The organism is Limnospira sp. PMC 289.06 (assembly GCF_032350395.1).
GTDB lineage: Bacteria > Cyanobacteriota > Cyanobacteriia > Cyanobacteriales > Microcoleaceae > Limnospira > Limnospira platensis.
On the sequence record NZ_JARPLC010000045.1, the window covers coordinates 19,384 to 34,786 of the forward strand.

The 15,403-nt window shown below is 43.9% G+C and carries 10 protein-coding genes and 2 pseudogenes; 1 reads left to right on the forward strand and 11 read right to left on the reverse strand.

The features are described from left to right. Positions 1 to 113: 113 nt before the first annotated feature. Positions 114 to 2,408 (reverse strand): ribonuclease R family protein, encoded by a 2,295-nt coding sequence (locus P5674_RS11665; protein ID WP_006616719.1) that lies wholly within the window; start codon positions 2,406 to 2,408, stop codon positions 114 to 116. Between the two features lie 299 nt (positions 2,409 to 2,707). On the opposite strand from P5674_RS11665, the gene P5674_RS11670 reads away from it, so the two are divergent. Next, positions 2,708 to 3,238: a hypothetical protein gene (locus P5674_RS11670; protein ID WP_006616718.1), complete on the forward strand. Its 531-nt coding sequence runs from the start codon at positions 2,708 to 2,710 to the stop codon at positions 3,236 to 3,238. Positions 3,239 to 3,576: 338 nt separating this feature from the next. Here the strand turns inward: P5674_RS11670 and clpP are convergent, their stop codons facing one another. The 10 genes and pseudogenes from clpP to P5674_RS11720 form a co-directional block, all read right to left on the reverse strand. Further along, positions 3,577 to 4,179, reverse strand: a complete 603-nt coding sequence (gene clpP, locus P5674_RS11675; protein ID WP_006616717.1) for an ATP-dependent Clp endopeptidase proteolytic subunit ClpP — start codon at positions 4,177 to 4,179, stop codon at positions 3,577 to 3,579. A 58-nt stretch (positions 4,180 to 4,237) separates the two neighbouring features. After that, a complete protein-coding gene (locus P5674_RS11680; RefSeq protein WP_006616716.1) occupies positions 4,238 to 5,374 on the reverse strand; it encodes an acyltransferase family protein in 1,137 nt (378 codons plus the stop codon). A 23-nt stretch (positions 5,375 to 5,397) separates the two neighbouring features. After that, positions 5,398 to 8,400, reverse strand: coding sequence for an FAD-binding and (Fe-S)-binding domain-containing protein (locus tag P5674_RS11685; RefSeq protein ID WP_014275026.1), 3,003 nt, complete (start codon positions 8,398 to 8,400; stop codon positions 5,398 to 5,400). A 15-nt stretch (positions 8,401 to 8,415) separates the two neighbouring features. Continuing rightward, complete coding sequence (locus tag P5674_RS11690; protein ID WP_014275025.1) at positions 8,416 to 9,774, reverse strand: hypothetical protein; 1,359 nt, start codon at positions 9,772 to 9,774, stop codon at positions 8,416 to 8,418. 78 nt (positions 9,775 to 9,852) lie between these two features. Continuing rightward, positions 9,853 to 11,256 carry a hypothetical protein gene (locus tag P5674_RS11695; protein ID WP_006617092.1) on the reverse strand — a complete coding sequence of 468 codons (1,404 nt, stop codon included), beginning with the start codon at positions 11,254 to 11,256 and terminating at the stop codon, positions 9,853 to 9,855. 88 nt (positions 11,257 to 11,344) lie between these two features. After that, on the reverse strand, positions 11,345 to 11,509 hold the full coding sequence (locus tag P5674_RS11700) for a DUF5989 family protein (RefSeq protein ID WP_006617091.1): 165 nt from the start codon (positions 11,507 to 11,509) through the stop codon (positions 11,345 to 11,347). Beyond that, positions 11,509 to 11,922 (reverse strand): SxtJ family membrane protein, encoded by a 414-nt coding sequence (locus P5674_RS11705; protein WP_006617090.1) that lies wholly within the window; start codon positions 11,920 to 11,922, stop codon positions 11,509 to 11,511. Before P5674_RS11705 ends, P5674_RS11700 begins: the two co-directional genes overlap by 1 nt. Positions 11,923 to 12,018: 96 nt before the next feature. Next, positions 12,019 to 13,956, reverse strand: a complete 1,938-nt coding sequence (locus P5674_RS11710) for a carbamoyltransferase family protein (protein ID WP_006617089.1) — start codon at positions 13,954 to 13,956, stop codon at positions 12,019 to 12,021. Positions 13,957 to 14,277: 321 nt separating this feature from the next. Next, a pseudogene (locus tag P5674_RS11715) lies at positions 14,278 to 14,946 on the reverse strand (HNH endonuclease); the annotation flags it as partial. 19 nt (positions 14,947 to 14,965) lie between these two features. Further along, positions 14,966 to 15,403: pseudogene (locus P5674_RS11720) on the reverse strand (IS630 family transposase); the annotation flags it as partial.

The window sequence follows — 15,403 nt, forward strand, 5'->3', positions numbered from 1 at the left end:
CAGTCAGCTTAATTAACCCGCCCCCAAAACCAGAGTCTGATGGTGCGTCAGCCTAAAATTATCGGTTTTTATCGGCATTTTCTGGTCTGACGCACCCCACGGAAATAGGGAAGTTAAAAGCTATCCTCGTGTTCATCAATAGCTTCGCTACCGCCACCAACAGCAACCAAATCGATTTGTTGACGGTAGTAGTCTACACTCTTGACCTGAACTTCCACATTATCGCCAAGACGGTACTGATTGCGGTTTTTGCGACCGACTAAGGTTTGCTGACGGGAACGGTATTCGTACCAGTCATCTTTAAGGGAAGACACATGAACTAACCCTTCTACCCTGAGAGTTGAACCACCAGGAGACTCTAGTTCAATCTCGACAAAAAAGCCATAGGACTGAACCCCAGTAATCAAACCTACAAAAGTTTGACCTGTGCGTTCTTTCATAAACCCAGTTTTTTTGAGTCCCTCTAGGTCTTCCTCAGCATCAGCCGCCACGCTTTCCCTTTCGCTGAGGTGAACGACGAGTTGAGTTAACTGGGTTTCGAGATCATGTTGTAACTCTGGAGGTAAGACATTCCAGGAAATTTTACCCTCTGATGAGGAATGATGGAGGTTAACTGGTTCTTTAGAACGACTGGAACGGCGATCGCGTCCTTCCTCAAATACGGCTTTGAGAACCCGACAAATTTGCAGGTCACAATAGCGAGAAATGGGTGAGGTACAGTGAGTATAGGCGGGTAATGCCAAGCCAAAATGCAGTTTAGGAACTGTACTATAAACAGTAGGCTTGAGACTATCTTCAAGCAGATAAGTTAATACCCTCTCGGCTCGAGTGTTTTTAATGGCTTGGGTAAATGCTTGAAAATCTTGGGGTTGAATTTCGGCTTCATCATCAATATCAAGTTCACAACCGAGATGAATCGACAACTTGACCAATTCAGCGACATCAGCGGGGTCTGGGGAGCCTTGAACGCGATAGATAGCGGGAACACCAAGAGATTGCAAGTGGCTGGCGACTACCTGATTAGCTAAAATAATCAACTCGGATACCATGGCCTGAGACACTAATTTGGTGCCAGAAATCATGGGCCCAAGTTCCCCTTCATCATTAAAATGACAATGGGTATCAGGAAGGTTCATTTCAAAACCACCGCGCAACTCCCGCATTTGTCGAATGGCGCGACTGACTTCTAGGAGGTCTTCTATAATGCGATTATCTTCGGAAGATTCGCCATCAAGAATGCTTTGGGCTTCCTGATATGTTATTTGTCGGTCAACGCGGACGATACTAGGCTGAATTTCATATTCTAGGATTTTTCCAGTCGGACCTAGTTCAATCATGATGGATAAAGCGAGGCGATCTTCTCCGGGAACTAAAGAAATGCGATCGCAGCTAAGGGAAGCCGGAAGAATAGGGATATATTTATCAGCCAAGTAAATGCCGATACCTCGCCGCCTGGCTTCGCGATCTAAAGCGGTGTCTGGTTGAATATAATGGGAGCTATCGGCGATATGAATGGCTAATTTCCAGTTCCCCGAATCGGTTTCTTTCAGGCTGAGGGCGTGGTCAATGGTATATTGAGCGGGTTCGTCTTCTGGCTTGAGGACTGAAAATTCAGGATTGCCCAAATCGGGGCTAAAGGAAAGAGTGGGCTCGTCGCGCAGATCCAGTCTATTTTCCAGGTCGCTCTTTTTGAGGGTAGCACTAGCAGCTAGGAGGATTTCGGTTTCCTGTAGTACAGTTTTGGGAAAGGACCGGGGTAAATCATGTTTACAACAGACAATATCTAGGTCTTCTGCTTCCTCAGCATCAGAACCCAGAACTTGTACCACCCTACCAACAGGGCGATGAATACCCAGGGGATAGCGCACTACTTCGACATGAACTAGGTGATCGACAGCATCAACGAGTTCCTCTGGGGGGTTAACCAGATTCATTTCAAACAGCAATCGGTCATCTAAGGGAACCGCGCGATATCCTTTTTTGGTTTGCTTGACGCGAGCGAGTACCGAGGGGTTAGCTCGTTCTAGGATTAGGTAGACTTCTCCTTCGGGGGAACGACGACGGGAGCCTTCTTTAATAATTCTCACCAGGACGCGATCGCCATTCCAGGCGGTACTCAGGTGACTTTCCCGGATGTAGACATCCTCGGCACTTTCCGCGTCTTGAATCGCAAAGCAGAAGCCTTTGCTGGAACATCGCAATTTGGCTTCTACAATACTCTCCTGTTCTATGCGACGATAGCGGCCCTTATCTTTTTCCAAAAGGCCAATCCGCTCTAGGGCATCAATGGCGATCTGAAATTTTCGCAGACTCTCTTCATCAGAGGTCAGTTTTTTTTCTAGGGCCTTGGGGGCTACAGATTTATCCTCTGTGAAGTTGGCTAACAGTGTAGCGATTGAAAATTCCATGTAGCGATTTTCCTTCGTGATGTGATGTCGATGGCTATGGGTGGTTCTAACGCAACTTCTGCCTTTGTTAGTTTCAGCCACTTTTCCAGGACTCACTTTTTCCCACCATGCCAAGACGAATCACCCCAGAAAGACAGTGATACAATTTGAGTTAAGAGCGCTCGGCAACCTTACAAAAAAATGCTAAGGGGGGGATGTACAACGATGCCCCACAGGTGGAAAAGTGTTGTCAGGGGCAGACGGGCTGCGTCGGCCACCACATTCGAGCTAATTATATGCTATCACCTTAATCTAAGATTATGTTGACTCAATTTAGAAGCCGCTATCCCACTGGGGGACTTATCTTGGAGTTAATTGCTATTGAGAACAATCAATATATTGTTCGGGTATTGGTACAGGTAGCAGGGGTAACTCTGGCATCGGGACTGGGTATGGCTGAAACTGTGGAGTTGGCTGAGGATAGAGCCAGAGAGCGATCGCTAAAGTGTTTGGATTTGGGGTTACAGAAAATCAGGCAGAATTTACCCCAGGCTGATTTCCCCATATTGTCAGATACTTTACCGCCTCCCGTTGTCCCTAGTACACCAAATCAGTCTGCTGTGGACTCACTCACCACTGGCGGCGAAACTCTGGGGCTTGACTCGATGGCTATGCCTTCTGATGAGTGGCTATCTGCCACCTATATTAAACCTCCAGCCGGGTCTCAATCTTTACCTGATGCTACCACTACCCAGAACCAGCCCTCAACCAAAGGGCGAGGGGCTTCTCTGCCCCATTTGCCCAGCGATGAACTAGAAACCTCAGAAAATAGGATTATTCATCAGCCATAACCGCCATCTGTTAAGGTTTCCCTAGAGATTCCCTATAATGATGATCTGTCTGACGATATTGCCAAAACCAATATTGAGTTACGAAGGTTAGGTTGGACAGCGGAACAGGGTTCTACACATCTACTCAAGACCTACGGAAAGCGATCGCGCCACCAGTTAACTTCTGAAGAATTGCTGGACTTTTTACACTATTTACAATCGATTTAGAATGTTTGATAGTTCCCCCGCCAACCCCCAACCCTAGAGGGCTTCTGGGTGGCAGGCGAGGAACTAGCGGGGCTCCACCCCTACATTAGAGCCCAGAGGGAGAGGGGCTTTCGACTGTGCAATGTTCTATATTAACTGTCAACCGGATTAGATGCAGAAGGACGGCGACTAATAACTTGATCGATGAGGCCGTAATTAACCGCATCTTCAGCAGACATAAAGAAATCCCTTTCTGTGTCTTCTTCGATACGGGATAGGGGTTGGCTGGTGTGTTTAGCGAGATTTTCGTTAAGTTGCCGTTTCAGATAGAGAATTTCTCTGGCCTGAATTTCAATATCAGTAGCTTGTCCTTGTGCGCCTCCGAGGGGTTGGTGAATCATAATCCGGGAGTGGGGGAGGCTGTAACGCTTTCCTTTAGCCCCGGCGCTGAGGAGAAATGCCCCCATACTGGCTGCTAGTCCCAGACAGACGGTGCAGACATCAGGACGAATATGGTTCATGGTGTCAAAGATGCCTAATCCCGCATTAACCCCCCCACCTGGGGAGTTGATGTATAGATAAATATCTTTTTCGGGGTCTTCTGCGTCTAAAAATAGCAGTTGAGCGACAATTAAGTTAGCAACATCTGAGTTAACTTGGGTTCCTAGAAACACGATGCGATCGCGCAGGAGTCGGGAGTAAATATCAAAGGCGCGTTCACCACGGCCTGATTGTTCGATGACGGTTGGAATCATAACGTGCTGCTAAGACTGTTAATAGATACTGTTGATCTATTGTAGCGATTTTCTGTGCCTAGACTTTCAGAAACCACCGACGATTATACATGATATAGGCGATCGCCCACCAAAATATGACTGTAGCTACAGCATACATCAGCGATCCATTGAGGAATCCAGCCCAGGATACAAATATATTTTCATAGATCCAGGTTTTCAGATTCGGGCTAACGGGTTCGCTACCTACCCGGATCCGTATTAATATCCTGGCCAGTAAGCCGGAAGCCACAAATAGAAATATGGCATTAACTCCCATGATTTCAAAAGGTTTCCCCCACCGTCGCCAGTTTTTAACTTCTATGACCCCATAACAGAAGGCTAATAATAGCAGTCCCCACCCGGCGGTCACTAATACATAGGAACTGGTCCACAGTGCCTTATTAATGGGAAACCATATCCCCCACAAATAGCCGACCACAAGGCTACTGAGGGCAAACATTACTAGGTTAATGACGGTGAGACTATTGCGGGGTTGGGATTTTAGCCATTCTCCGGTAAGATAGCCGATGATTACGGTAACTGTAGCGGGTGCGGTGCTAAATAATCCTTCTGGGTCGTAGGGACCGCCTCGCCACAAATGATGGGAACCTAAAATTGTCTGGTCTATGAATGCGCCTAAGTTGCCTTCTGGTGATAGGTTGCCTGGGCTATAACCAGGTACGGGAATCATGGTCATAGCCAGCCAGTAACCTATGAGGGTGAAAATGGAAATTAGCCACAATTGCCGTCGGGAGAGGTTTAAAATGGCGATCGCACTTAGTCCATAGGCGATCGCTATTCGTTGTAATACTCCCATGATCCGGATATTGGCTAGGTCATAGTTGGGAAAACCATTTAGGATTAACCCCAAGAGAAACAGTAGCAGACATCGCCGCCCTATTCGACTATAAACTGATGGGGGTACTCCGTCGCCACCTAAACGATGTTCTGGGGAAAATTTGGACAGGGAAAAGGCGATCGCTACTCCCACAATTAATAGGAAACTGGGGAAAACTACATCGGTGGGAGTGCAGCCATGCCATTGGGCGTGTTGCAATACCGGATACATATAACCCCAGCTTCCGGGGTTATTCACCAGTATCATGGCGGCGATCGCTATACCTCTAAATACATCAAGGGATATTAAGCGTATCTTAGTATTGATCAAGGTCATCAATTTTCACCATACCTCTGGATTTACAGTAATTTTAGTAATGCTTGGATAGGATGATTGGGGGTAAAATGACTAAATCTGTGAATTTGCGATCGACAAGAATAACCTGTGACTAAGATTTGATCGGGATTATCTATGGTTGAGATAATTCGCCCCCAACTACTATTATAAATTTCTTGGGATTGCTGATAGTGTTCGGCTTCATGACCATATATTCCCGCCATTCCGCAACAGCTTGTATTGATGATATTTAATTCTAATCCCATGGCTTCAAATAGCTGTTGCCATTGTTTTTGAGAGGTTAAAACGGCAGTTTTTTCCTGGCAATGTCCGAACAGGAAATAAGGCTGATTGGCGCTGAGTTTGGGTAAGCGATCGCCATATTTTATCAGAAACTCTTGCAGTAAGTTAATGGTTGGTAAGGCTTGACTAAAATTAAGCATTTTCGGGTATTCATCCCGATAAGTTAAAACTATACTAGGTTCAATGCCAATTAGGGGAATTTCTAGGGATTTTAATTGTTGCAACCATTGGCAGTTTTGGGAAGCGATCGCTTTAAACTCTCGCAAAAATCCTTTAACATGGGTGGGTTTACCACTGGGGAAAAAATCGGGTATATAAACATTATATCCTAATTTATGCAGAAAATCATAGACTGCTAATACCAGGGAAGATTCATAAAAACTGGTAAAGGCATCCTGTAGCAAAATCACACTACATTGCTTTTCCGACCCACTTAAATTTTCCAGCCTATCCAGATTAAATTTGGGGTGGTGGCGCGTCCGTAAACCTTCCTGGAGGGTGGGATGACTCACTACCGGAGGATCTACCATATTTAACAGAGTTTTAGTCGCCGCTTTTGATAGAGAATTTTGGCTTAATATATTGGCTATTTTTGGATGCAAAGATTGCCACTTTGACAGGGTTTCTATATGGGCGATTAGATAATCTCTAAAGGGTCGCAAATATCGAGTATGATAAAGATATAAAAACTTTGATTTCATGTCCGGGATATTCACATGAATGGGACATTGACTAGCGCAGGCTTTACAGGATAAACAGCCATTCATAGCTGCATAAACTTCCTGGGAATAATCATAATCTCCCCGCCATTGTTTGTGTTTGAGGGTATTCCAGAGGCGCATTATTAAAGTTGTCGGAGTTTCGGTAATTTCATCACCATGATTTTCTAGGAGTCTTAGCCACTCCCGCAACAAACTCGATCGCCCTTTTGGGGAATGAATGCGATCGCGAGTTACCCGATAGGAAGGACACATCACATCATCAGGATCGAAGTTAAAACAAGCGCCATTACCATTACAGTTAAACGCCCCTTCATATTCACTAATTTGGCTAGGATTAACTTGGCGGTCAAATTCTCCCCGCATGGGTGAATCTAATTTAACTACCGTATCTAAACTATCTATAGGCGTGACAATTTTACCCGGATTTAGTCGGTTTTTGGGGTCAAAGATAGTTTTCACTTCTCGCAAAACTTGATATAATTCCTCCCCAAAAAACTCCGGTGTATATTCACTCCTAAAACCTTTACCATGTTCTCCCCAAAATACTCCCCCATATTCACGCACTAAAGCCACAATGCGATCGGATAATTCGCGGACTAATTCTGCATCAGCGGGAACCTTTAAATCCAAAGCCGGACGCAAATGCAAACAACCAACATCTACATGACCATACATCCCATAAATCAGATTATATTCTGCTAATAAATCCCGCAATTCTCCAATATATTTAGCTAGATGCACCGGAGGAACCACTGTATCCTCAATAAACGGTATCGGTTTACGATTTCCCGGTTGATTTCCCAGAAGTCCCGCCCCCTTACTACGAAGTTTCCAGAGATTAATAATTTCCTGATTATCCTTTGCCAAATAATAACCATTTGTCCCCTGATTTTCCCCTGTAATTTTCCCAATAATTGAGTCTATTTTGGGTTGAATATCAGCCTCGCTTTCTCCCACAAATTCCACTAAATTTATAGTCCCAGATGCCGGGATAAAATCCTTAACTGCATCATAGATTTCATCCTGTTTAGCCAAATTAAGAATCGTCTCATCAATAGTTTCGATCGCCCCTGGTTCCGAGGTCAATAAATCCATAGCCCCTTCCAAGGCATAATTAAAACTTTCATAATGAATAACCAGTAGTTTTTTCGCCTGGGGAATTGGGGTAAGTTTAAGTTTGGCTTCCGTGATAACTCCTAAAGTTCCCTCCGCCCCTGCTAATAAATAATTCAGGTTAAAAGTTTGTTTATCCTCCGAATAGACCTTAGCCAAGTTATAGCCAGTCATAAATCGGGTCAGTTGAGGAAATACCTGATTGATTTTCTCTTCGTTTTCCGTGAGAAGGTCAGCCAGACGATTATAAATATTTCCCACTCTCCCCCCTTGCTTTTTCAGGCGGTTTAATGCTATAGTATCCATAGGGGTGGAAATGCTTTCAGTGCCATCTGGTAACACCCAGGCTAACTCCAAAATGTGTGGACTGGTTCGCCCATAAATTCGCGACCCCTTCCCACAAGCATCAGTGTTAATCATTCCCCCAATAGTCGCCCGATTACTAGGCGCTACCGAAGGAGCAAAAAAGACACCATGAGGCTTTAAACATGAGTTAAGTTGGTCTAAAACTACTCCAGGCTGAACGCGGACCCATCCCTCGTCTAAATTGATTTCTAAGATGTTATTCATAAACTTAGAACAATCGATAATAATTCCCCTAGATAAGGATTGACCATTAGTTCCGGTTCCCCCTCCTCGGGGAGAAAAGGTGATATTTTGATAGGGAGTTTGATTAGCTAGTTTAAACAGAATCACTAAATCATGATGGTTTCTTGGGTAAACTACTCCCTGGGGAAGTATCTGATAAATACTGTTATCAGTTGCGGTTACTAAACGAGTCGCAAAATCTCCCTTAACCTCTCCCGAAAAACCAGTTTTTTCTAACTGATTCAAGAATCCCAAATAATCGGAATTTATAGTATCTTCTGGCTGTAAATTGGGAATCATCAATCCTCCTTGTTGTTAGTCAGTTAGAGGTTCATTAGCCAAGTTAAGATTTGGTGGGTTTAGGCGTTGATTAAGTATATTTTTAATACTTTCCGCCACATAACTCGAAAGGATATGTTCACCAGCCGGGGTATAGTGACAACAGTTATCAATGTACATGATTTCTGGCGCAGCATCAAAAATATTGACCCCATTAAAAATAGTCACCCCCGCCGCCTCCAAGTCAGCAATTCGATTTAATAGTAGAGGATAACCTGCTACAATAGGCTGGCGGTAAGGGGTATTCTCACTAAATGCGATCGCTTTTTCTTCGCTACTAAAAACCCTATTAGTGGCATGATATTGGTTAGGTTGCAGAATATGGAAATAGGGAATATTTTTCGCAGATAAAATATGATTCATCACCGTAGAAGTTCTCACCCATGTATCAGTAATTTTAGCCAAGGCTTTCTCTTCCGGTAAAACTGACTCTTGAGTATAAAATAAAAATACGCTGCCTTCTCCGCCGTCATCATCAGGAATTTGTTGATATCTTTGAAAGCGTGCAACCTCCTGGTAATAATCTTTAATTAATCCTTGGATAGCCAGATTGTTGATAGTATAACAAGATGCCATCCGACAATTTTTTAAGTTAGAAACAACCTGATTAATTCGAGGTTTAGCTTGCTTAATTTTCAGTAAACTTTCTAAGGCTTTCGTAGATAAACTCTGATTACCTAAATTAGTTAAAGGTTGGATATGAGATGCACTTGGCATTGTCAATTCCAGTTTTTGTTCATTATTAACACTAGATAAAGCCAGTTCATTAAACCCATCAATATTAATCACCATATCAAACACTTGACCCACAGACAGCAGATAATTCAAAATCAAAAGCTGTTGTGGCTGTTTATAACCTCCCGTAGCAAAGGATAAAATAATTAATTCTTTGTTTTCTAAGCCAGGAACTTCTCTAAGTTTGGTTTCTAAAATTCCATTTTGAATCTCATAGATAGAATAGTTAGAAGCCACTGACCCCCCAAACACTCCCACTATAAATTGATTTTCGTTAGTTTTCACAAAGGGATAATTATATGGAGAAATAAAGCCATAGTTATTATATTTGAACCCCGGACGAAAATCAGGACCCGGTTTAGGTGCATATCCGAAATAGGGATGTAGTCTTTCTACGATAGAAATTTCCATCCTCATACCTTCTAGGTTCAAACCCATTTCTTCAATGCTTGGTCGTTGACGAGTATAAAATAACTGGTTATGGCGGACTAAATAAAAACCCAGGGAACCCAATTCTACAAAAAACCCTAACAACAATAGGTTAATTAAAGTGATTTTCCCAACTTCTTTGATTTGCTTGCGATTAAATTTGTGTTTCATTATCATAGATTAATAGGAGGTGATAATCATCGAAACTGTCAAACATTAGCAACTCATATATAAGTTATAGCCGAATACTTAGGGGGTTATTGACTGGAGACGGTTAACAATGGAATTGCCAATATATTCAGTAAAGATTTCTTGACCTCTGGGTGTATAGTGACAACAACTGTCTCTATATACCGTTTCTGGTTGGGTGTCAAAAACTGTCACAGCATTGATAACATTAACCCCAAAATTTGGCAAATCTTCCCCTCTAGCAAGTAACCGAGGATAGCCTTGTATAACTCCTTCTATATACGGGTTATCATCAAAAATGGCAATTTCTTCGGCGGTGAAAGTTCTTTGGGTGGGATGATACTGATTAGGCTGTATTACATGAAAATAAGGGATATTTTTATTTGCTAAAGTTTGATGAATCATTTGGGAAGAGTTAAACCAGATATCTACCATTTTATCAAAGGCTATGTCATCTGGTAAAACCTGGGTATTTTGGGGTATGGAAATTAAACTATTGGCTAAATCATCTTCATTTTGGCGTAACTCAATCTGCATGGCATCTAAGGCTGCGACCTGGCTTTGATATTTTCTAGTGAGTTGATTAACTTGATAGGAATTCCAAGCGTAACAAGAGGCGAGTTTACAGTTTTCTAACCTCTGAATTTGACGGACTAATTTTTCCCTGGTTTCGTTCATTTCCGCCAAAGCTAAAACGACAGGAATATTAGTATTAGCCAAGGCGGTTAGGGGTTGAATGTGTTGGAAACTCGGCATGGAAACTGGGACAGATGCTTGATTATTTAATGGTGGTAATGCAACTTCATTAAAACCATCAATATTAACCACTAAGTCTAATTCCTGACCAATTGACAAAAAGTAGTTGAGAATTAATAACTGTTGAGGTTGTTTATAACCCCCATGAGCAAAGTTTAAGATAATAAATTCTTTATTGGCTAATTCGGGAACTGTTCTGAGTTGTTTAATTAAAGTATTTGATAATTCCTTATGAGTAACTTCATAATTGGCAAAGTCAACGGCGACAGAACCCCCAAAAATACCAATAATAAACTGATTATCATTTTGTCTGATCAAGGGGTAATCATGGAGACCAAAAAATCCGTAGTTATTCACCCGCAAGCCAAAGGGATTATCCGCAAATAAGCCGGGTTTTAATACATAGCCAAAAAAGGGGTGAAAACGCTCGACTATAGCATTTTTATCATCATTGTTTCCGGTAGGTTGTTCCCTCACCCCTATCTGTTCTAGAAGTTGATTTGTGGCGGTTTTATCACGATTATGAGTATAAATAAACCGCTGTTCTGTGACTAGGTAAAACAGGAGAGGTACGACTTCTAAGATGAGTAAAATTAGGGCTAAATTAATGCCGACAATTCCGAGCAACTCTCGATTAACCACCCCCCGTTTAGCGGATTTTTCCTCAATGGGGGTTGATGGTCGTTTAAATAATGGCAGATTTTTCATATAATCCAGGTCAGGAAAATCAAGAAATTAGGGGGTTAGAAAATTACTCTTTCCCCCAATTGCCAACAATTTCGACGCTAATACAGTATCAAAATAAAGTATAAATGAAAGGTGCGATCGCCGACCCTTGACTAAGGACAATCAAAGCCCCCAACAACACCATAGTAATAATCAACGGTAGCAGCCAATATTTTTTGCGCTCCCGCAGAAAACCCCACAAATCTTTCAGAAAATCTAATGTTGCTTCAAACACTAGAAAGGACGCTCCATACTTACTCTTGAACGGACTTGACTGGGAACCCGATAGGTTGATACATTAGGATCTAGATCTCGTTTCATGGCATCAGAGCCAAATAAACGCTTAATCGCCCCCATCGGTGCAATCATAACGTAAAACACAGCCCCCAAAATAATTCGGGTATTAATTCCGGCTAAAACCAAGCCTATCCGCATCCAAGTATAATAAATCGGATTAAGAGTTGACGGAGACAGGAAAGACCACACCCAGAGAATAGTCGCCACCACCCAGGGCCAAGCAGGGGGCGGCCAGTGGCGGAAAATTAATGGCAACAGTAAGCCAAACAAGCCAGCACAAATTGCACCCGTTGTCAAGCCAAATTCCCGCAAGCCTTTTCTATCAAGTTTGGGGATATCGTGATCAGTCATAGTGAATTTTTGCAACCAATTATATAACAGAGAACAGAAAACTGGGAAAAACAGATATCCTACCAGAGGGAAGCCACTAGAAGTGGCTCCTAGGGATTAATCTAACTCAAACTCATTTTTCCAAGATTCATCTTTTGACCAGGGAGTTTGTGCAGTTTTGGCGAGTAGGTAATTTTCCAAAACCAGATAATCCATCTCCGTCCGCATAAAGCAGCGGTAGGCATCTTCGGGAGTGCAAACAATGGGTTCACCCCGCACATTAAAAGAGGTATTAACCACTAGACCACAGCCTGTAAGTTGTTCAAAATGACTAATTAAACTGTGATAGCGGGGGTTAGTTTCGGGGTGTACAGTTTGAATGCGTGCCGAATAATCGACATGGGTAATAGCGGGAATTTCCGACCGGGGAATATTCAGCTTTTCAATCCCAAAAAGTTGTTCTTGTTCGGAGGTCATAGGAATCCGGCGAGACTCCTTAACGGGAGCGACCATCAACATATAAGGACTGTGGGTATTGTGTTCAAAATAATCAGCGACACGCTCGGCTAAAACGGAAGGCGCAAAGGGTCGGAAAGACTCCCTATATTTAATTTTGAGATTCATGACGGACTGCATTTTAGTGTTACGAGGGTCGCCGATAATTGACCTTCCACCCAAAGCACGCGGCCCAAATTCCATCCGACCTTGGAACCAGCCGACGACATTACCATCAGCCAAAATTTCGGCTAACCTAGGCATCAATTCAACATCTGCCAAATACATATATTTAGCATCAATAGAATTGAGATAATCCTGAATATCGGAATTGCTGAAAGATGGACCCAAATAGGAGCCTTTCATCATATCAGCGGGGGCGGTGCTAGGAATAACCCGAGGAGTTATAGTCGCGACTGCTGTTTCTGTTCCGGCTGCGGCTTCGAGTTCGATTTCGTTCTCTATGGTGACTGGTTGCTTCACCAGGCGGGGTTGTTCACAATATTGATACCAAACAGCCAAAGCTGCCCCTAATGCGCCTCCTGCGTCTCCTGCTGCGGGTTGTATCCAAATATCCTTAAAGGGACCTTCTCGCAATAGGCGACCATTAGCGACACAGTTGAGGGCGACTCCGCCAGCTAAACAGAGATAATCAACATTGAGTTCTTTTTGTACGGTCCGACCTAGGCGCAGCACTACTTCCTCTGTGACGACTTGAATAGAAGCGGCGATATCCATTTCCCGTTGAGTGAGTTGGCCTTCGGCTTTCCGAGGGGGTCCGTCAAACAACAGGTCAAATTTCTTGTTGGTCATGGTTAACCCGGTGGCATAGTTGAAATACTTCATATTCAACCGGAATGTGCCATCATCTTTGAGGTCGATTAAATGGGTTAAAATCCGATCAACATAGCGAGGTTGACCATAGGGCGCTAACCCCATGAGTTTATATTCGCCAGAGTTGACTTTAAAGCCGGTGTAGTAGGTGAAGGCTGAGTACAGTAAACCGAGAGAGTGGGGAAAGTCGATTTCCCACAGGGGGGTCAGGTTATTACCATCGCCTAACCATACGGAAGTGGTGGCCCATTCCCCTACACCGTCTAAACACATGACGGCTGCTTTTTGGAAGGGACTGGGAAAAAAGGCTGAGGCGGCGTGGGATTGGTGATGCTCGGTAAACATGAGGGGGGGAAGTTTGGCTTTTTTGACCCCCATGATGGCTGAAAGTTCTTTTTTTAATACGGTTTTCAGATAAAGTTTTTCTTTTAACCAAATTGGCATGGCGGCTAGAAAAGACCGAAACCCACGGGGAGCATAGCTGATGTAGGTTTCTAGCAGGCGCTCGAATTTGACTAAGGGTTTATCATAGAAAATGATGCGATCGACATCGAATAGGGTAATATTCGCTTCCTGAAGACAGTAGCGAATGGCGTTTTGGGGAAATCTGGCATCGTGTTTTTTGCGCGAAAATCTCTCCTCTTGGGCGGCGGCGATAATTTCTCCATCCCGCACGAGAGCGGCTGCACTGTCATGATAGTAAGCCGAGATTCCAAGTATGTTCATTCATATTTCCTCACAGAATGGAATTAAGGTTTTTGGGGTGAGTTGTGGGTCAACGGTTAAAATATCCACAGATTATAGCGAATTCCTGGTCAAGGTTAACGCGAATGGGAAAATTTAATTGCATAAGGGCTGGTAGTCATTAGGGTAAGGGGGTTAGCCGAAACTGGCGATCGCCAACAGACTACCACTGATTCGGTTAAACTCGCACTTGTTCGTGTAGTTGTACCCGAATTTAACGTAGACCTCTCGGGAGCGTGGAAGCGCCGTGTCTTTAGACCGGGGAGGAAACGCGACACGGGGACTTTAGTCCCCGTCAGTCTTTCAAGCATAGGTGTAACCATCCTTTCTGTGAATTGGTTGGCAGTATTTGTGGCTGATGCCTGCCACTCTGACCGAGGCAGTGGTAATATCGAAACTGCCGGAAGCACGGCAGAGAACCCGTCCTACATAGGAGCCAATTTTCTTCCCTGCCGTGACAGTGGCAGTAACGATATCGCCAGCCTGAAAGCCTTTGTGAATTTGTCTCCTTGAGCGGTGACGAGTTGGGAATCCGTACTTATCCGTCCCGCACATCTGACGGGTTCCATGCCCCTTCGCTAAAATCAGCAACGGTTTGGAAGCAAGAACTTCGAGTGATTCGACTTGTCCAACACAGGCAGCATCAATCCAATGAGCTTTAGGTAGGTTGAGCCGAATTCGATTGAACTTAGTTTGTCCGCCCGTTCCTGTGGTTACTGGGAGTCCTGTTGCTTTCAAAGCATTGAACAATGCCCATCGAGTTGAATTGACCGCTGCTGCATCTTTAAGGGGTGATTTTGCCTGCCTGAGAAGACGACTCAGTAAATCAGGCTGGCCCGATAAAAAATCTCGAATGTCCCCATTGCCTTTGGCTTGATTGCATGAGTGGCAAGCCATCGTCAGGTTAGAAACCCGGTCAGAGCCACCCTTAGACCGGGACTGGATATGCTCAATTTCAAGCGCTACATTTTTATAGCATTAGTCAAGGTGGTTAGGACACAGCTTGGAGAACGGAATCCATGGCATCATCGAGAGAATCAAACTGCTCACGTGCAATGGCGAATGCGGGCTTTCAACCACGACCAACATTTCTCTATCTTGTTGAGGTCTGGCGAATAAGGCCGAAGATAGAGTAAACGGCATTGAGCTGCCTCCACCAGTTCAGCCTGCCGCCCCCCTTTATGAAACGTTGCATTGTCAAATACTAGAGTCTGACCTGGCTTCAATGTTGGAATTAAGATAAACTCCAACTACAACTCAAACACTGTCCGATTACAACAACCCTCAAAGCGATCGGGGGCTAAGAGTTGTTGATAACACCATGCCGCCATATAGCTCACCCTGCCCTGCCTCTTCCCTGATTTGAGGGTATGGAAGCGTTGTCCTTCCTCGCAGTAACCATAAGGATAATCCGAGTCTTGACTATTCG